We start from the raw sequence: 17939 nt of genomic DNA, 5'->3' as shown, positions 1-17939 counted from the left end.
AGCAGAGGACGAATCAATTGCTCGACGTCAACTTCTTCGACGAGCTACGGATCGGCCTGGCCACCGCTGACGAGATTCGTCAGTGGTCCCACGGCGAGGTCAAGAAGCCGGAGACCATCAACTACCGCACCCTGAAGCCGGAGAAGGACGGGCTCTTCTGCGAGAAGATCTTCGGTCCGACCCGGGACTGGGAGTGCTACTGCGGCAAGTACAAGCGCGTCCGGTTCAAGGGCATCATCTGTGAGCGCTGTGGCGTGGAAGTCACCCGTGCCAAGGTGCGTCGGGAGCGGATGGGCCACCTGGAGCTGGCCGCCCCGGTGACGCACATCTGGTACTTCAAGGGTGTCCCGAGCCGGCTGGGCTACCTGCTCGACCTGGCCCCGAAGGATCTCGAGAAGATCATCTACTTCGCGGCCTACATGATCACCTGGGTGGACACCGAAGCCAGGGACCGCGACATGCAGTCCCTGGAGGCCCGGATCTCCGTGGAACGCCAGCACATGGAGCAGCGTCGGGATTCCGCGATCGAGGAGCGGCACCGCAAACTCGAGGCGGACATCGCCGAGCTGGAGGAGCAGGGCGCCAAGGGCGACGCGCGGCGCAAGGTGCGGGAGAGCGCCGAGCGCGAGATGAAGCAGATCCGGGAGAAGTCGCAGCGTGAGATCGACCGCCTTGAAGAGGTCTGGAACCGCTTCAAGACCTTGAAGGTTCAGGATCTCGAGGGCGACGAGATGCTCTACCGCGAGATGCGGGACCGCTTCGGTCGGTACTTCCGCGGTGGAATGGGCGCCCAGGCGATCCAGGAGCGTCTGGCCAACTTCGATCTCCAGGCCGAGGCCGAGCGGCTCCGGGAGACGATCCGCTCGGGCAAGGGGCAGAAGAAGGCCCGCGCGCTGAAGCGGCTGAAGGTGGTTTCGGCCTTCCTGAACACCCGGAACAGCCCGAACGGCATGGTGCTGGACTGCATTCCGGTGATCCCGCCCGAGCTGCGACCGATGGTGCAGCTGGACGGGGGGCGCTTCGCCACCTCCGACCTCAACGACCTGTACCGCAGGGTCATCAACCGGAACAACCGGCTCAAGCGGCTGCTGGATCTCGGCGCCCCCGAGATCATCGTCAACAACGAGAAGCGGATGCTTCAGGAGGCCGTGGACGCCCTGTTCGACAACGGGCGTCGGGGCCGTCCGGTCACCGGGCCGGGTAACCGTCCGCTGAAGTCCCTGTCCGACATGCTGAAGGGTAAGCAGGGACGGTTCCGGCAGAACCTGCTCGGTAAGCGGGTGGACTACTCCGGACGTTCGGTCATCGTGGTCGGTCCGCAGCTCAAGCTGCACCAGTGTGGGCTGCCCAAGCAGATGGCCCTGGAGCTGTTCAAGCCCTTTGTGATGAAGCGCCTGGTCGACCTGAACCACGCGCAGAACATCAAGAGTGCCAAGCGGATGGTGGAGCGGTCGCGGCCGGTGGTGTGGGATGTCCTGGAGGAGGTCATCACCGAGCACCCGGTGCTGCTGAACCGGGCACCAACCCTGCACCGCCTGGGTATCCAGGCCTTCGAGCCGCAGCTGGTGGAGGGCAAGGCCATCCAGATCCACCCGCTGGTGTGTACCGCGTTCAACGCCGACTTCGACGGCGACCAGATGGCGGTGCATCTGCCGCTGTCGGCCGAGGCGCAGGCCGAGTCGCGAGTACTCATGCTGGCCACGAACAACATCCTGAAGCCCTCGGACGGTAAGCCGGTCACCATGCCCACCCAGGACATGGTTATCGGGCTGTACTACCTGACCACCATGCGGGAGGGCGCCACGGGTGAAGGGCGAACGTTCCTGAATCCGGGTGAGGCCAACATGGCCTACGACCTGGGCCAGCTCAGTCTCCAGGCACGGATCCGGCTACGGATGGAGGGCGACGTTCCCCCACCGCACGACTGGGTCCCGCCCGAGGGATACCAACCGGGCGAACCCTACATTCTGGAGACCACACTCGGCCGGTACCTGTTCAACGAGAGCACGCCGGAGGACTACCCCTTCGTCAACTTCCAGGTTGGCAAGAAGCAGATCTCGAACCTGGTCAACGACCTCGCCGAGGGCTACGACAAGGTTCAGGTCGCCAGCACCCTGGACGCGTTGAAGGACGCGGGCTACCACTGGGCGACCCGGTCCGGGCTGACCATCGGGATCGGTGATGTGGTCCCACCACCGAACAAGGACGCGATCCTGGACGGCTACGAGCGTCAGGCCGACAAGATCCAGCGGGAGTTCGACCGTGGTCTGATCACTGACGACGAGCGTCGCCAGGAGCTGACCGAGATCTGGACGAAGGCCACCAACGAGGTGGCCCAGGACATGGAGGCCAACGCCGCTTCCGACAACACGGTCTGGATGATGGTGAACTCCGGTGCTCGGGGTAACGCCATGCAGGTCCGGCAGATCGCCGGCATCCGGGGACTGGTCTCCAACACCAAGGGTGAGACGATCCCACGTCCGATCAAGTCCTCCTACCGGGAGGGGTTGAGTGTGCTGGAGTACTTCATCTCCACACACGGGCAGCGCAAGGGTCTGGCGGACACCGCCCTGCGGACCGCGGACTCCGGATATCTCACCCGGCGGCTGGTCGACGTTGCCCAGGACGTCATCGTGCGCGAGACGGACTGTGGCACGGATCGTTCGCTGTGGCACGAGATCGGGGAGAAGAACGCCCACGGTGTGGTGGTGCGTAAGCACAACGTCGAGAACACCGGGTTCGGGCGTACCCTCGCCGAGGATGTGGTGGTCGACGGCACGGTCATCGCACCGGCACTGGGCGACATCACCGAGCGGGTAATCGATGATCTGGTCGCCGCGGGCGTGGAACGGGTCCGCGTGCGCAGTTCGCTGGTCTGTGAGGCCAGGATCGGAGTGTGCACCACCTGCTATGGCCGTTCCCTGGCCACCGGCCAGCCGGTGGACGTCGGTGAGGCCATCGGGATCATCGCGGCACAGTCGATCGGTGAGCCCGGTACCCAGCTGACCATGCGGACCTTCCACATGGGTGGTTCCGCGGGGCAGGACATCACCCACGGTCTGCCCAGGGTCCAGGAGCTGTTCGAGGCCCGCATTCCCAAGGGTGTGGCTCCCATCTCCGAGGTGGACGGTCGGATCCGGATCGAGGAAACCGAGAAGAGCCGAAAGATCGTGTTGATCCCGGACGACGGTTCGGACGAGATCTCCTACCCCGTGCCGATGCGTGCCCGGCTGTTGGTGGACGAGGGCCAGCACGTCTCCGTGGGTCAGCAGCTCATCCAGGGTGCGATCAACCCACACGAGGTCCTGCGTATTCAGGGGCCGCGGGCGGTCCAGCAGCACCTGGTCTCCGAGGTGCAGGAGGTCTACAAGTCGCAGGGTGTCTCCATCCACGACAAGCACATCGAGATCATCGTGCGACAGATGCTCAAGCGGGTGAACATCCTGGAGTCCGGGGACACCGAGCTGCTTCCCGGGGAGATGGTCGAACGGCCACGGTTCGAGGCGATCAACCGTCGGGTGGTTGCCGAAGGCGGAGCACCGGCCGCGGGTCGGCCCGTGCTCCTGGGAATCACCAAGGCCTCGTTGGCGACCGAGTCGTGGCTGTCCGCGGCCTCCTTCCAGGAGACGACCAGGGTGCTGACCGAGAACGCGATCCATGGCAACAGCGATCCGTTGCTCGGCCTGAAGGAGAACGTCATCATCGGTAAGCTCATCCCCGCGGGAACGGGGATGGCCCAGTACCGGGACGTCCGGGTGGAGCCGACCGAGGAGGCGAAGGCGACGATGTACTCGGTGTCCGCCTACGAGGAGGAGCCCAGCCAGTACACCTTCGGCCAGGGCACCGGCGAGGCTGTGCCGCTGGAGGAGTTCGACTTTGGTCCCTACAACAGATAGCTCTACGGCAAGATCGGTTGATTGAGCTGGCAGCGGCGGTAGTCCACTCCGGAGCGGGTGGATACTACCGCCGTTTGTCATGGTTGCCGGCAGGAAGCGGTTTCGCGATGGGGCGGCGACCGGTCATCGACAGTGCGCTGATGCGCGGTCTGGAGAACAGTGACAGTGACTGAGAACGGGGGAGGTCACTACGGGTCGGAGCAGCGGGAGCCGGAGTCCCAGTCCGGGACCTGGTTCACGCCGAGCCACGATCGGTACGTGACACAGTCGCAGTACGTGGACCCGGAGGACGGGTCCGGTCCGGAACTGACGGGCACAGATCCGCAGGGCGGGGCCGTCGGTTCCGGGGAGGAAACACGAGAGTCGCATCCCTACCCCACCAGCTTTGGAGGGTACACCCGGGACGCACCCCGGGGCATGGCCGAGCCCTACCCGTCGAGCCTGTTCGACGTTCCGGCATCCGAACCCGCCGCTGTGCGGGAGACGAGCGAATCTCCCGTTCCCGAGACGGGCCGTGACTCGACGGGCGGGGAGGAACACAGGCCTCCCCGGGCCTACGGAGCCGGAGACTACCTCCGTCGCCACGTGGGCCACCCAGCTCCGACCGAGGACCTCGAACAGGGGGTGTCCGTTGACCCACACGGTGCCCCGGCGGCACTCGATGGCGCCGATCTCGGGCGGCCCGCAGGCGAGTCGGGGGCGGGGTGGATCGGGCATGGATCCGCCCCGGGGGCGCCCGCATCGGACGCAGGGAACGAAACGCCGCTCGATAGTGCTTCGACTGCCCCGGTGCCCGGAGCGGGACACCCGCCGTCTGGGGCCGGCCATCCCACGGCCTCCGGAGGAGTCATCGACGACCCCGGGCGCGATCACGGTGGGCCGGAACAAGCGCATCCGTCGGACTGGAACACGACTCCCCCGGGCTGGGAATCGCCGAGGTCGGGAACCGCGCCGCAGGCGGAGTCCGTGCCATCCACTCCGGCACGTCCCGACCCGCTGGGGGGTGACCTGGGAACGGGAAGTGGTAACACCTGGGCGTTCGTTCGGGACCAGGATCACTCCACTCCGGTCGAGCAGGGTGGGGACCGGGACGGTTCACCCGAGCGCACCACCCAGATCGTGCGCCGGGATGACCAGGTTCACCAGGCGTCGAGTGCCGGCGGCCCGGCATCCGAGGCGCCGGTCCCCCCGGAGAGCGCCGGTATGGACGCGCTGACAAACCTGGCGAGCGCACCGGGCGCCGCCCCGTCCGGCGACTCCGGAACGGTGCCACCCGAGGGGGGATGGTTCGAATTCAGCCCGGCGGAACTGGAGCACGCCTCGGACTCCAGCCGGGTCGATCGTGCCTCCTCGGAGTCTGGGGAGGTGGACGAGCTCGGGCCGCGACCGCACGCCCCGGACTCGTCGTGGCTGGACGCGCCGGACCCGACCGGTTCGGGGACGTCGCTGGGCGCCGAGCCACGTTACGGCCAGGGAACGCCGTGGTCGGGATCCGCGCCTCCCGTCGGCAGCGGGACCGTTGGCCACAGCGGTGTCGACCGGGTCGGTGACACCGACTCCTCCGGGCGTCCCGTGGACGAGCTCGGCCCCCTCCCCGGGGAGTATGGGCAGGAAGCACCCGCGGCACAGGAACCGAACCGGGGCGAGTCCCGGCGGGATCCCCACACGGAGGTTCCCGTGGACAGCGAGTTCGGTATGGGCGCCTCCGTGAGCCGCTCCTCGCACGAGGCGACGGAGGCCATGCCGAGTGCATCGGCGGCCGAAGGATCGTCGGTGCCGGACGAGGTGTCGGTTGATTCTCCGGAGGTGGACCGGGAACCCGAATCCACCGATATGGCATCGTCCCGGTTCGCTGGAGGCGGGGGTCGGGACCGTCGCGATCCGATCAGCGAGGAGTTCCCCGGCTTCGAGGAGCCGGCTCCTACGGCGGTGGAACGTTATCCCGGCTACGATCACGTCGAGGATGTTCCGGAGACGGAGCCGTTGGCGACGGTGACGCTCTCCCTGGGGATTCTCTCTGTGGTACTTCTGCCGCTCGGATTGCTGTTGGGTGGTGCGGCGCTGCTCATCGCTCCTCGGGCCCGCCGTAGGATCAGCGCCGCGCGGGGAACACTGGAGGGCACCAGGCTGGTGGCCGCAGGAACGGTCTGTGGTCTGGTGGGTATCGTGCTGTGGGTCCTGGGAGTGGCCCTCGGGGTCACGATGTTCGTGCTGTAACCGAGGTTCGATGCCCGGTACGCGGCCGGGGCTGCCTGGCGATCTCCGCTCGGACCTATGGAGGAGTCAGGTAGCCGGGCTGGGTAAACAGCCGTCAGAACACTCCGCAGAGGCAGTACACTGGGGCCGAGACTCAGAGTGAGGCGGGTGCACGCTACCCCCGACCGGACGGCGTTTTGACCAGTCTGGTATTCGGCGGTAGCATTGGAGCTTGTGCCCGTTAGCCGACGGGTCTCCTCGCGCGTGTCTTGGATCGCGTTCACTGCGTCACTAGTGAGTCGCGGAGCATCGGGGTCACGCGTGCCACTTCCTCCCTGACATAACGGCCCCGTGGGTCTGGGATGCCCGGTTCGTTACTCACGAGGTATGGGGCGACACGCCCGGATGCGGGGGCGGGAGAGATGCGGGTAGCAATGCAGAACGACAACCGGTGAACGGCGTAGGGAAAACGGAGACAGAGACACTGTGCCCACTATCCAGCAGCTCGTCCGCAAGGGACGACAGGACAAGGTCGCCAAGAACAACACCCCGGCGCTAGAGGGGAGCCCGCAGCGCCGTGGGGTGTGCACGCGTGTCTTCACCACCACGCCGAAGAAGCCCAACTCCGCGCTGCGCAAGGTCGCAAGGGTCAAGCTCTCCAGCGGGACCGAGGTCACGGCCTACATCCCGGGCGTCGGGCACAACCTGCAAGAGCACTCGATCGTGCTAGTGCGCGGTGGCCGAGTGAAGGACCTCCCCGGGGTTCGGTACAAGGTGATCCGAGGTGCGTTGGACACCCAGGGCGTCCGCAACCGCAAGCAGGCGCGTAGCCGCTACGGCGCGAAGAAGGAGAAGTAGAGATGCCGCGTAAGGGGCCCGCACCAAAGCGACAGCTCACCGCCGACCCGGTGTACGGCTCGCCTCTGGTGACCGCACTGATCAACAAGGTGCTGCTCGACGGCAAGCGCTCCCTCGCTCAGTCCATCGTGTACAACGCGCTGGAGGGCGCTCGGGAGAAGACCGGCCAGGAGGCGCTGGTCGTGCTGAAGCGTGCACTCGACAACGTGAAGCCATCCCTGGAGGTGCGTAGCCGTCGGGTTGGTGGCGCCACCTACCAAGTTCCGGTGGAGGTTCGCTCCAACCGGAGCACCACGCTCGCCCTGCGGTGGCTGGTGCAGTACTCCCGCAAACGTCGGGAGAAGTCGATGACGGAGCGCCTGATGAACGAGCTGGTGGATGCCAGTAACGGGCTCGGCGCGAGTGTCAAGCGACGCGAGGACACGCACAAGATGGCGGAGTCCAACCGGGCATTCGCCCACTACCGCTGGTAACCCCCGCGGACACGATCGAGACGAGAGACCGAGAGAAGACGAGCCTCATGGCTACCACTGCTCTTGACCTGGCCAAGGTCCGCAACATCGGGATCATGGCGCACATCGACGCGGGTAAGACCACGACGACTGAGCGCATCCTCTTCTACACCGGAGTGAACTACAAGCTCGGTGAGGTCCACGACGGCGCCGCCACGATGGACTGGATGAAGGAGGAGCAGAGTCGCGGTATCACCATTACCTCGGCTGCGACCACGACCCACTGGGAAGACCACACGATCAACCTGATCGACACCCCGGGTCACGTCGACTTCACCGTCGAGGTGGAGCGCAACCTGCGGGTGCTTGACGGTGCGATTGCGGTGTTCGATGCCAAGGAGGGGGTCGAGCCTCAGTCGGAGACGGTGTGGCGTCAGGCGGACCGCTACAACGTGCCTCGGATCTGCTTTGTCAACAAGATGGACAAGGTGGGTGCCGAGTTCCACCGGTGCGTCGACATGATCTCCGATCGCCTCAACGCCACCCCGCTGGCGATCCAGCTGCCGATCGGCGCCGAGAGTGACTTCAAGGGCGTCATCGATTTGCTGCGGATGAAGGCCTACGTCTGGAGTGACGAGGCCTCCAAGGGCGAGATGTACGAGACCATCGACATCCCGGAGACGCATCTGGAAGCGGCCCGCGAGGCCCGGGACAAGATGATCGAGACGTTGGCCGAGGCCGACGAGGAGATCATGGAGCTCTACCTCGAGGGGGACGAGCCGACGGTGGAGCAGATGGAGCCGGCGATCCGCCGCGCGACCATCGCTGGTACCGCCGTGCCCGTCCTGTGTGGCACCGCCTTCAAGAACAAGGGCGTGCAGCCGCTCCTGGACGCAGTGGTGTCCTACCTGCCCTCACCCCTGGACGTGGGTTCGGTCACCGGCTACGACCCCAAGGACGAGACCGAGGAGACCACGCTCACCCGGGAGCCCAATGAGGACTCGCCCACCTCGGCTCTGGTTTTCAAGATCATGAGTGACCCGCACCTGGGTAAGCTGACCTATCTGCGGATCTACTCCGGACGGCTGGTCTCCGGCACCCAGGTCCTGAACGCGGCCAAGGGGCGCAAGGAGCGGATCGGCAAGATCTACCGGATGCACTCGAATAAGCGCACCGAGATCGAGTCCGCCGGGGCCGGGGACATCGTGGCGGTAATGGGGCTCAAGGACACCACTACCGGTGAGACGCTGTGTGACCCGGGCTCTCCGGTGGTCCTGGAGTCGATGACCTTCCCCGCCACGGTGATCCAGGTCGCTATCGAGCCCAAGACGAAGAGCGACCAGGAGAAGCTGAGCAGCGCGATCCAGCGGTTGGCCGAGGAGGATCCCTCCTTCCAGGTGCAGACCGAGGAAGAGACCGGCCAGACGGTGATCGCGGGTATGGGTGAGCTCCACCTTGAGGTGCTCGTCAACCGGATGAAGGACGAGTTCAAGGTTGAGGCCAACGTGGGCAAGCCCCAGGTGGCCTACCGGGAGACCATCCGGAAGAAGGTTGAGCAGGTCGAGTACACCCACAAGAAGCAGACCGGTGGTTCCGGACAGTTCGGTCGGGTCATCATCGACCTGGAGCCGCTCGCCGACGAGGCGAGCGGGGACAACAGCGGGTACGAGTTCGTCAACAACATCACCGGGGGACGGATCCCACGGGAGTACATCCCCTCGGTGGACGCGGGTTGTCAGGAGGCGGCCGAGTTCGGGGTCCTGGCGGGCTACCCGCTCGTGGGCGTCAAGGTGACGCTGCAAGACGGGGCCTACCACGACGTCGACTCCTCCGAGCTCGCCTTCAAGGTTGCCGGTTCCATGGCGTTCAAGGACGCGGCCCGCAAGGCCAGTCCCGCTCTCCTGGAGCCGGTTATGGCGGTCGAGGTCACCACGCCCGAGGAGTACATGGGCGACGTGATCGGCGACCTGAACAGCCGACGCGGGCAGGTCCAGTCCATGGAGGAGCGCGCGGGGTCGCGACTCGTCAAGGCGCTGGTTCCGCTGTCAGAGATGTTCGGCTACGTGGGTGACCTACGCAGCCGCACCCAGGGTCGGGCGCAGTACACGATGCAGTTCGACTCCTACGCGGAGGTCCCGTCCACTGTCGCCCAAGAGATTGTGGCGAAGGCCCGCGGCGAGTAGTCGCGAGCACGTAACCAGTCAGCAAGCAACCTCGTACGTCACACGGCGTTGAGATCCCAAGTAGGAGAGATCCAGTGGCGAAGGCCAAGTTCGAGCGGAACAAGCCGCACATCAACATCGGGACCATCGGTCACATCGACCACGGGAAGACCACGCTCACCGCGGCCATCACCAAGGTCCTGCACGACGCGTACCCGGAGCTGAACCCGTACACGCCGTTCGAGGACATCGACAAGGCTCCGGAAGAGCGCGAGCGTGGGATCACCATCTCCATCGCGCACGTGGAGTACCAGACCGAGGAGCGGCACTACGCCCACGTGGACTGCCCCGGTCACGCGGACTACGTGAAGAACATGATCACGGGTGCCGCCCAGATGGACGGGTCCATCCTCGTGGTCGCCGCCACCGACGGTCCGATGCCGCAGACGCGGGAGCACGTCCTCCTGGCCCGCCAGGTTGGCGTTCCCTACATTGTCGTTGCCCTGAACAAGGCCGACATGGTCGACGACGAAGAGATCTTCGACCTGGTCGAGCTGGAGGTTCGCGAGCTCCTGAACGAGCAGGAGTTCCCCGGTGACGACGTACCGGTCGTGAAGGTCTCCGCGCTGAAGGCCCTGGAGGGCGACCAGGACGCCGCCAACGGCGTCCTGGAGCTGATGAAGGCCTGCGACGAGAAGATCCCCGAGCCGCAGCGTGCCATCGACAAGCCGTTCCTGATGCCGATCGAGGACGTCTTCTCGATCACCGGCCGTGGGACGGTGGTCACCGGTCGGATCGAGCGTGGCCAGATCAACGTCAACGAGAGCGTCGACATCGTCGGCATCAAGGACGAGAAGCAGAGCACCACGGTCACCGGTGTCGAGATGTTCCGTAAGCTTCTCGACCAGGGCCAGGCTGGCGACAACGTCGGCCTGCTGCTGCGTGGTATCAAGCGTGAGGACGTGGAGCGTGGCCAGGTTGTGATCAAGCCGGGCACCACCACTCCGCACACCGAGTTCGAGGGCCAGGTCGTCATCCTGTCCAAGGAGGACGGTGGCCGGCACACCCCCTTCTTCAACAACTACCGGCCGCAGTTCTACTTCCGGACCACCGACGTGACCGGTGTCGTCACCCTGCCCGAGGGTGTCGAGATGGTCATGCCGGGCGACAACACCTCCATGAAGGTGGAGCTGATCCAGCCGGTCGCCATGGAGGAGGGCCTCAAGTTCGCCATCCGTGAGGGTGGGCGGACCGTGGGCGCCGGTCAGGTCACCAAGGTGATCAAGTAACGCTGTGTGCTGTGGCGGTCGGGCCACCCCTGGGATGGCCCGACCGCCACGCCATGAAACGACGTCATCGGGCTCCGGAGCGGTGATGCACCGGGATGCACCCCGGCAGGGGAACTCCGGTGCCGCGCCTCATCCGCAACCACTAAGCGAAGGACGAAAAGGCCACCATGGCGGGACAGAAGATCCGCATTCGGCTCAAGGCCTATGACCACGAGGTCATCGACAGCTCGGCGCGAAAGATCGTCGACACTGTGACGCGGACCGGCGCGCAGGTCGCCGGGCCGGTGCCGTTGCCGACGGAGAAGAACGTGTACTGCGTCATCCGCTCGCCGCACAAGTACAAGGACTCGCGGGAGCACTTCGAGATGCGTACGCACAAGCGGTTGATCGACATCATCGACCCGACGCCGAAGACCGTCGACTCGCTCATGCGGCTCGACCTCCCGGCCGGCGTCGACATCGAGATCAAGCTCTAAGGGACACGACACTCATGGCCACGAAGCAGATCAAGGGAGTTCTGGGCGAGAAGCTCGGCATGACCCAGGTCTTCGACGACGCGGGCAAGGTCGTGCCCGTTACCGTGTTGAAAGCCGGGCCGTGCGTCGTGAGCCGCGTCCGTACTCCTGAGCAGGACGGATACTCGGCCATTCAGCTCGGCTACGGGTCGATCAACCCGCGCAAGGTCAACAAGCCGCTGGGGGACTACCTCCGCAGGCACGAGTTGACCCCGCGGCGGCACTACGTCGAGGTGCGCACCGCGGACGCGAGCGAGTACGAGCTGGGGCAGGAGCTCACCGCAGCCGAATTCGAGACCGGCGAGCTGGTTGACGTAACCGGCAAGAGCAAGGGCAAGGGCACCGCCGGCACCATCAAGCGTTACGGCTTCAGCAGGCAGGGCGCCTCGCACGGTACGCACCGCGTGCACCGTAAGCCGGGGGCTATCGGCGGCGCCGCCACGCCCGGGCGCGTGTTCAAGGGCATGCGTATGGCAGGCCGGACCGGCAACGCGCGTACGACCGTGCAGAACCTACAGGTCCAGTCGGTGGACACCGAGAAGGGTCTGATCCTGGTCAAAGGCGCGGTCCCTGGGCCCAACGGCGGGCTGGTGCTCGTCCGTACCGCGGTTAAGGGAGACAAGTAAGTCATGGCGAGCATCGAGGTGAAGGATCCGGCCAGCGGCAACACGGCCGGACGGAGCGTCGAGCTGCCCGAGGATGTGTTTGGCCAGCAGGTCAACATCCCGCTGATTCACCAGGTTGTGGTGGCTCAGCAGGCCGCCGGGCGGCAGGGGACACACTCCAGCAAGACGCGTGGTGAGGTCCGTGGCGGCGGCAAGAAGCCCTACCGCCAGAAGGGTACGGGGCGTGCCCGCCAGGGCTCCATCCGTGCTCCGCAGTACACCGGTGGCGGCACGGTGCACGGTCCCAAGCCGCGGGACTACGCCCAGCGGACACCGAAGAAGATGAAGGCGGCCGCACTGCGTGGCGCACTCTCGGACCGGGCCCAGCACGGTCGGGTGCACGTGGTCGCCCAGCTGGTCGGCCCCGAGGTGACGGAGCGGCGTACGCGGACCGCCCGCGCCGCGCTGCGGCAGCTGACCGAGTCCACCAAGGTCCTCGTCGTGCTGCACCGGGACGAGGAGCACGAGCGGTTGGCACTGCGCAATCTTCCGGATGTGCACATTCTGGATGCGGGCCAGGTCAACACCTACGACGTGCTGGACGCCGACGACGTGGTTTTCACCGAGCGTGGGTACACCGCGTTCCTGGAGCAGGCACGTGCCGGTGCCCAGCAGGGTGACAAGGGGGATGCACAGTGAGGATCTCCGACCCACGCGACATCATCATCCAGCCGGTGATCTCCGAGAAGAGCTACGGCCTTCTCGACCAGAACAAGTACACCTTCGTGGTGCGCCCCGACGCGAACAAGACACAGATCAAGCAGGCAGTCGAGCAGATCTTCGACGTTCGCGTGCTCGGGGTGAACACGGTCAACCGGCCCGGCAAGCGCAAGCGGTTCCGGGTCAGTGACAACACATGGCGCCAGGGCAAGCGTCCCGACACCAAGCGGGCGATTGTCAGTGTGCAGGAAGGCCAGCGAATCGACGTGTTCGGTCTGTGATCCGCGCGCAGTAGCTATCTGCGGGACCAGTCGGGCACACGTTCGGGCCGAGTTCAGCCAAACCGAGTAAGGAATGCGCGAAGAAGATGGGCATTCGTAGGCACAAGCCGACGACACCGGGACGTCGCGGCTCCAGCGGGAGCGACTTTGTTGAGGTCACCCGCTCGAAGCCCGAGAAGTCCCTGGTGCGGCCGCTGCACTCCAAGGGCGGTCGGAACAACAAGGGCCGGATTACCACCCGGCACCAGGGTGGAGGCCACAAGCGGGCCTACCGGGTGATCGATTTCCGGCGGCACGACAAGGACGGCGTCCCCGCAAAGGTCGCCCACATCGAGTACGACCCGAACCGCACCGCGCGCATCGCGCTGCTGCACTACCGCGACGGCGAGAAGCGTTACATCCTCGCCCCCGCGGGACTGAACCAGGGCGACATGGTGGAGAACGGCCCCAAGGCCGACATCAAGCCAGGCAACTGCCTGCCGCTGAAGAACATCCCCACCGGTACCCAGGTGCACGCCGTGGAGCTGAAGCCCGGTGGTGGGTCGAAGCTCGGGCGCTCCGCTGGCTCGCACATCCAGCTGCTGGCCAAGGAGGGCAAGTACGCCACGCTGCGGATGCCCTCCGGCGAGATGCGGATGGTGGAGGTCACCTGCCGGGCCACGGTCGGCCAGGTGGGTAACGCCGAGCAGTCCAACATCAACTGGGGCAAGGCGGGCCGGAACCGCTGGAAGGGCAAGCGCCCCACCGTGCGCGGTGTGGTGATGAACCCGGTCGACCACCCGCTGGGTGGTGGTGAAGGCAGGAGCTCCGGCGGCCGGCACCCCGTCAGTCCGTGGGGTCAGCCCGAGGGAAGGACCCGACCGAAGGGCAAGCAGAGCGACAAGCTCATCGTGCGCCGTCGGCGTCGCAAGAAGAGCAAGAAGTAGGGAGCACGCCGAATGCCGCGTAGTCTTAAGAAGGGGCCGTTCGTCGATCATCACCTTCTGAAGAAGGTGAATGACCAGAACGAAAAGGGCAGCAAGAACGTCATCAAGACCTGGTCCCGCCGGTCCATGGTCGTTCCCGAGATGATCGGGCACACGATCGCGGTGCACGATGGGCGCAAGCACGTTCCGGTGTTCATCTCCGAGGCGATGGTTGGGCACAAGCTCGGCGAGTTCGCGTCGACCCGGACGTTCCGCAGCCATGTGAAGGAAGACCGCCGTAGCCGCCGGTAGCGGCCGCTGGCGTAGTTCAGAGCCAGGTCCCCCGCAGTAGCGGGGGAGGAGTTAGCGAGGAATTGCGATGGAGACGAGGGCACAGGCACGGTTCGCCCGTGTTACGCCCCGAAAGGCCCGCCGCATGGTGGACCTCATCCGCGGCCTGCCCGCTGACGAGGCACAGGCGGTGCTGCGGTTCGCACCCCAGGCGGCGAGTGCTCCGGTGGGCAAGGTGCTCGCGAGCGCTATCGCCAATGCCGAGCACAACGACCAGCTCGACCGGGACAGCCTGGTGGTCAGCAGCGCCTGGGTGGATGAGGGCCCGATCCTGAAGCGGATCCGTCCGCGGGCGTTCGGGCGTGCGTTTCGGGTGCGTAAGCGGACGTCCCACATCACCGTGGTGGTGGGAGAATCCTCCGACAACGGGGCGCAGCGTAAGTCGTCGAAGAAGACTAAGGAAAGGACCCGATAGTGGGGCAGAAGGTAAACCCGCACGGGTTCCGGCTTGGAGTCACCACCGATTTCAAGAGCCGGTGGTACGCGGACAAGCTGTACAAGGACTACGTCTCCGAGGACGTGGCCATCCGCCGGATGCTTACCCGCGGGATGGAGCGCGCCGGGATCTCCAAGGTCGAGATCGAGCGCACCCGCGATCGGGTCCGTGTTGACGTCTACACCGCCCGGCCGGGCATTGTGATCGGTCGTCGTGGTGTCGAGGCGGACCGCATCCGCGCCGACCTCGAGAAGCTGACCAAGAAGCAGGTCCAGCTGAACGTCTTCGAGGTCAAGAACCCCGAGACCGACGCCCAGCTCGTCGCCCAGGGAGTTGCGGAGCAGCTGTCCAGCCGGGTCTCGTTCCGGCGGGCGATGCGTAAGGCGATGCAGGGCGCGATGAAGAGTGGCGCCAAGGGCATCCGGGTGCAGTGTGGCGGCCGTCTCGGCGGTGCGGAGATGTCGCGCTCGGAGTTCTACCGCGAGGGTCGGGTACCGCTGCACACGCTGCGTGCTGACATCGACTACGGCTTCCACGAGGCGCGGACCACCTTTGGTCGGATCGGCGTCAAGGTCTGGATCTACAAGGGCGACGCCCCGCAGACCCGGGCCGAGCGGGAGGCCCAGCAGGCCGCCCAGCGTGCCGCCGGTGGTGGAACCGGGGGCGGCAACAACTCCGGCCAGCGTCGGGATCGGCCCCAGCGGCGCCGTCGTGGTGGCCAGGGCGGTGGCGGCCAGCAGGGCGCACAGCAGTCCGAGGCCAAACAGTCCGAGACGAAACAGTCCGAGGCGCCACAGGGTTCGGACAAGTCCGGTAACGAGGAGAGCTAGCGATGCTCGTTCCGCGCAAGATCAAGTACCGCAAGCAGCACAAGCCGGACATGGGTGGCCGTGCCAAGGGCGGAACCGCCGTGAACTTCGGTGAGTACGGGATCCAGGCGATCGAGCCGGGGAAGCTGACCAACCGTCAGATCGAGGCGGCCCGAATCGCGATGACCCGGCACATCCGACGTGGCGGAAAGGTCTGGATCAACGTGTTCCCGGACCGACCGCTGACGAAGAAGCCGGCGGAGACCCGGATGGGGTCTGGAAAAGGCTCGCCCGAGTGGTGGGTCGCGCCGGTGAAGCCGGGACGGGTCATGTTCGAGCTGTCGGGTGTCGCGGAGCCGGTCGCCAAGGAGGCGATGCGGCGCGCGATGAACAAGCTGCCGATGAAGTGCAAATTCGTTAAGCGCGAGTCCTGGGAGTAAACCGTGGCCACGCACACGCTGCCGATGCTGTGCAGCACGGTTCGTCCAGCACGTGTCCGAGGACAGGCCGTGCCGAGCGAAGATCTGATGGACCATGGAAGGGAGGCGTGATGGCGAAGTCCCTGACCGCCCAGGAGCTGCGGGAGCAGTCCCTTGAGGACCTGCGCACCAAGCTCAAGGAGGCGAAGGAGGAGCTGTTCAACCTCCGCTTCCAGGCCGCGACCGGACAGTTGGACAACCACAGCCGGCTGCGCATCGTCAAGCAGGAGATCGCCCGGATCTACACGGTCATGCGGGAGCACGAGCTCGGCATCATGCCGCTGACCGGAGAATCGGCTGAGAGCGCGAAGGAAGCGGCCGAATGAGTGAGACAGCAGCCACGACGGAGCGCGGCTCCGATCGTAACTACCGTAAGGTGCGCGAGGGCTACGTCGTCAGTGACAAGATGACGAAGACCGTCGTCGTCGAGGTGGAAGACCGGATGAAGCACTCGCTGTACGGCAAGGTCATCCGGCGTACCACCAAGTACAAGGCCCACGACGAGGCAGAGGCGTGCGGGGTCGGTGACCGGGTCAAGATGATGGAGACCCGCCCGATGTCCGCGACGAAGCGCTGGCGCATCGTGGAGATCCTGGAGAAGGCCAAGTAAAGCCCTCCCTCGCGGTGGTGCCGGAACCGCGAACGGGGTGGAGGATCCAGCGAGCGCGAGGCGACTCGCGCCCGAGTTTCAGGAGCAGACGTGATTCAGCAGGAGTCGCGACTCAAGATCGCCGACAACACGGGGGCCAAGGAAGTCTTGACCATCCGGGTTCTCGGCGGCTCGGGTCGGCGCTACGCGGGCATCGGCGACCGCATCGTTGCTACGGTGAAGGACGCCCTTCCCGGCGCGGGCGTGAAGAAGGGCGATGTCGTCAAGGCCGTTGTCGTGCGCACCGTCAAGGAGCGCCGCCGGCCCGACGGCTCCTATATCCGCTTCGATGAGAACGCCGCCGTCCTGGTTCGCGATGACGGAAACCCACGCGGAACCCGAATCTTCGGGCCGGTGGGGCGCGAGCTGCGGGACAAGAGGTACATGCGCATCGTCTCGCTCGCGCGGGAGGTGTTGTAAAGGTGGCGGGGATGAAGATCAAGAAGGGTGACGAGGTCATCATCGTCGCCGGTAAGGACAAGGGCGCCACGGGAACGGTGATCCGTGCTCTCCCGCAGCGGGAGCGGGTCGTCGTCGAGGGTGTCAACCTGATCAAGAAGCACAGACGAGCGAATCAGGCGAGTGGTGGCCAGGGTGAGGTTGTCACCCAGGAGGCGCCGATCCACGTGAGTAATGTGGCCCTGGTCGAGGACGGCAAGCCGGTCCGGGCTGGCTACCGTTTCGACGAGGACGGCACGAAGGTCCGGATCTCTCGCCGTACCGGTAAGGACATTTGATGACGGTCGCGACTGAGAGCACCGACGCGCAGGCCGCCCCCACCCCGCGGCTGAAGGAGACCTACCGCTCCGACATCGTGCCGGCGCTGCGTTCGGAGTTTGGTTACTCGAACATCATGCAGGTGCCCAAGCTGACCAAGATCGTGGTCAACATGGGTGTGGGCGAGGCTGCGCGGGATGCCAAGCTCATTGAGGGTGCGATCGCCGACCTCACGGCGATCACCGGTCAGAAGCCGAAGCTCAACCGCGCGAAGCGCTCCGTGTCGCAGTTCAAGCTGCGCCAGGGGATGCCGATCGGGGTCAGTGTGACGCTGCGCGGCGACCGGATGTGGGAGTTCCTGGACCGGTTGCTCAGCCTCGCGCTGCCACGGATCCGGGACTTCCGGGGGCTTTCCCCGAAGCAGTTCGACGGCGCCGGCAACTACACCTTCGGGCTTACCGAGCAGGTCATGTTCCACGAGGTGGATCCGGACCGGGTGGACCGGCAACGTGGGATGGACATCACTGTGGTGACCACCGCGGCCTCCGATGACGAGGGACGTAGCCTGCTCAAGCAGCTCGGCTTCCCGTTCAAGGCGGCCTGAGGGCTCGACGTAGGG

Annotated in this window: 20 protein-coding genes; all 20 read left to right on the top strand. The window is 65.8% G+C overall.

Translation table 11 applies throughout. From position 1 onward, the window contains the following. Nucleotides 1-17 precede the first annotated feature (17 nt). The 20 genes from RIF23_RS06580 to rplE all read left to right on the top strand — a co-directional run bounded on the left by RIF23_RS06580 (nucleotide 18) and on the right by rplE (nucleotide 17924). Complete coding sequence (locus RIF23_RS06580; protein ID WP_310911489.1) at nucleotides 18-3896, top strand: DNA-directed RNA polymerase subunit beta'; 3879 nt, start codon at nucleotides 18-20, stop codon at nucleotides 3894-3896. Between the two features lie 966 nt (nucleotides 3897-4862). Continuing rightward, nucleotides 4863-6113 (top strand): hypothetical protein, encoded by a 1251-nt coding sequence (locus RIF23_RS06575; protein ID WP_310911488.1) that lies wholly within the window; start codon nucleotides 4863-4865, stop codon nucleotides 6111-6113. A gap of 465 nt (nucleotides 6114-6578) precedes the next feature. Beyond that, nucleotides 6579-6950 carry a 30S ribosomal protein S12 gene (gene rpsL, locus RIF23_RS06570; protein WP_310911487.1) on the top strand — a complete coding sequence of 124 codons (372 nt, stop codon included), beginning with the start codon at nucleotides 6579-6581 and terminating at the stop codon, nucleotides 6948-6950. A 2-nt stretch (nucleotides 6951-6952) separates the two neighbouring features. Further along, on the top strand, nucleotides 6953-7423 hold the full coding sequence (gene rpsG / locus RIF23_RS06565; RefSeq protein ID WP_310911486.1) for a 30S ribosomal protein S7: 471 nt from the start codon (nucleotides 6953-6955) through the stop codon (nucleotides 7421-7423). A gap of 47 nt (nucleotides 7424-7470) precedes the next feature. Next, nucleotides 7471-9585: an elongation factor G gene (gene fusA / locus RIF23_RS06560; RefSeq protein ID WP_310911485.1), complete on the top strand. Its 2115-nt coding sequence runs from the start codon at nucleotides 7471-7473 to the stop codon at nucleotides 9583-9585. 74 nt (nucleotides 9586-9659) lie between these two features. After that, nucleotides 9660-10853, top strand: a complete 1194-nt coding sequence (gene tuf / locus RIF23_RS06555) for an elongation factor Tu (RefSeq protein WP_310911484.1) — start codon at nucleotides 9660-9662, stop codon at nucleotides 10851-10853. 167 nt (nucleotides 10854-11020) lie between these two features. Further along, nucleotides 11021-11329: a 30S ribosomal protein S10 gene (gene rpsJ, locus RIF23_RS06550; protein WP_119951632.1), complete on the top strand. Its 309-nt coding sequence runs from the start codon at nucleotides 11021-11023 to the stop codon at nucleotides 11327-11329. 14 nt (nucleotides 11330-11343) lie between these two features. Next, nucleotides 11344-11994: a 50S ribosomal protein L3 gene (rplC, locus tag RIF23_RS06545; protein WP_310911483.1), complete on the top strand. Its 651-nt coding sequence runs from the start codon at nucleotides 11344-11346 to the stop codon at nucleotides 11992-11994. A 3-nt stretch (nucleotides 11995-11997) separates the two neighbouring features. Next, complete coding sequence (gene rplD / locus RIF23_RS06540) at nucleotides 11998-12672, top strand: 50S ribosomal protein L4 (RefSeq protein ID WP_310911482.1); 675 nt, start codon at nucleotides 11998-12000, stop codon at nucleotides 12670-12672. Beyond that, the gene (gene rplW, locus RIF23_RS06535) at nucleotides 12669-12974 is read left to right on the top strand and encodes a 50S ribosomal protein L23 (RefSeq protein ID WP_310911481.1); all 306 of its coding nucleotides are present in this window, start codon (nucleotides 12669-12671) and stop codon (nucleotides 12972-12974) included. The genes rplD and rplW overlap by 4 nt, the downstream gene beginning before the upstream one ends. Before the next feature lie 86 nt (nucleotides 12975-13060). Further along, nucleotides 13061-13900: a 50S ribosomal protein L2 gene (gene rplB / locus RIF23_RS06530; protein WP_310911480.1), complete on the top strand. Its 840-nt coding sequence runs from the start codon at nucleotides 13061-13063 to the stop codon at nucleotides 13898-13900. Between the two features lie 12 nt (nucleotides 13901-13912). Further along, nucleotides 13913-14191, top strand: coding sequence for a 30S ribosomal protein S19 (gene rpsS, locus RIF23_RS06525; protein ID WP_310911479.1), 279 nt, complete (start codon nucleotides 13913-13915; stop codon nucleotides 14189-14191). Nucleotides 14192-14258: 67 nt separating this feature from the next. After that, nucleotides 14259-14645 (top strand): 50S ribosomal protein L22, encoded by a 387-nt coding sequence (rplV, locus tag RIF23_RS06520; protein ID WP_310911478.1) that lies wholly within the window; start codon nucleotides 14259-14261, stop codon nucleotides 14643-14645. Further along, on the top strand, nucleotides 14645-15496 hold the full coding sequence (gene rpsC, locus RIF23_RS06515) for a 30S ribosomal protein S3 (protein ID WP_310911477.1): 852 nt from the start codon (nucleotides 14645-14647) through the stop codon (nucleotides 15494-15496). Before rplV ends, rpsC begins: the two co-directional genes overlap by 1 nt. 2 nt (nucleotides 15497-15498) lie before the next feature. Beyond that, nucleotides 15499-15915: a 50S ribosomal protein L16 gene (rplP, locus tag RIF23_RS06510; RefSeq protein WP_310911476.1), complete on the top strand. Its 417-nt coding sequence runs from the start codon at nucleotides 15499-15501 to the stop codon at nucleotides 15913-15915. 110 nt (nucleotides 15916-16025) lie between these two features. Continuing rightward, a complete protein-coding gene (rpmC, locus tag RIF23_RS06505; protein ID WP_310911475.1) occupies nucleotides 16026-16280 on the top strand; it encodes a 50S ribosomal protein L29 in 255 nt (84 codons plus the stop codon). Then, nucleotides 16277-16564, top strand: a complete 288-nt coding sequence (rpsQ, locus tag RIF23_RS06500) for a 30S ribosomal protein S17 (RefSeq protein WP_310911474.1) — start codon at nucleotides 16277-16279, stop codon at nucleotides 16562-16564. The genes rpmC and rpsQ overlap by 4 nt, the downstream gene beginning before the upstream one ends. Before the next feature lie 90 nt (nucleotides 16565-16654). Continuing rightward, nucleotides 16655-17023, top strand: a complete 369-nt coding sequence (rplN, locus tag RIF23_RS06495) for a 50S ribosomal protein L14 (protein ID WP_310911473.1) — start codon at nucleotides 16655-16657, stop codon at nucleotides 17021-17023. Nucleotides 17024-17034: 11 nt separating this feature from the next. Next, complete coding sequence (gene rplX / locus RIF23_RS06490; RefSeq protein ID WP_310911472.1) at nucleotides 17035-17340, top strand: 50S ribosomal protein L24; 306 nt, start codon at nucleotides 17035-17037, stop codon at nucleotides 17338-17340. Further along, nucleotides 17340-17924, top strand: coding sequence for a 50S ribosomal protein L5 (rplE, locus tag RIF23_RS06485; protein WP_310911471.1), 585 nt, complete (start codon nucleotides 17340-17342; stop codon nucleotides 17922-17924). The genes rplX and rplE overlap by 1 nt, the downstream gene beginning before the upstream one ends. Nucleotides 17925-17939: the final 15 nt, after the last annotated feature.

Origin of the sequence: Lipingzhangella rawalii (assembly GCF_031628175.1) — a bacterium.
GTDB lineage: Bacteria > Actinomycetota > Actinomycetes > Streptosporangiales > Streptosporangiaceae > Lipingzhangella_A > Lipingzhangella_A rawalii.
The sequence above is the reverse complement of the archived record's forward strand: the minus strand, read 5'-3'. Positions and strand labels throughout refer to the sequence as shown.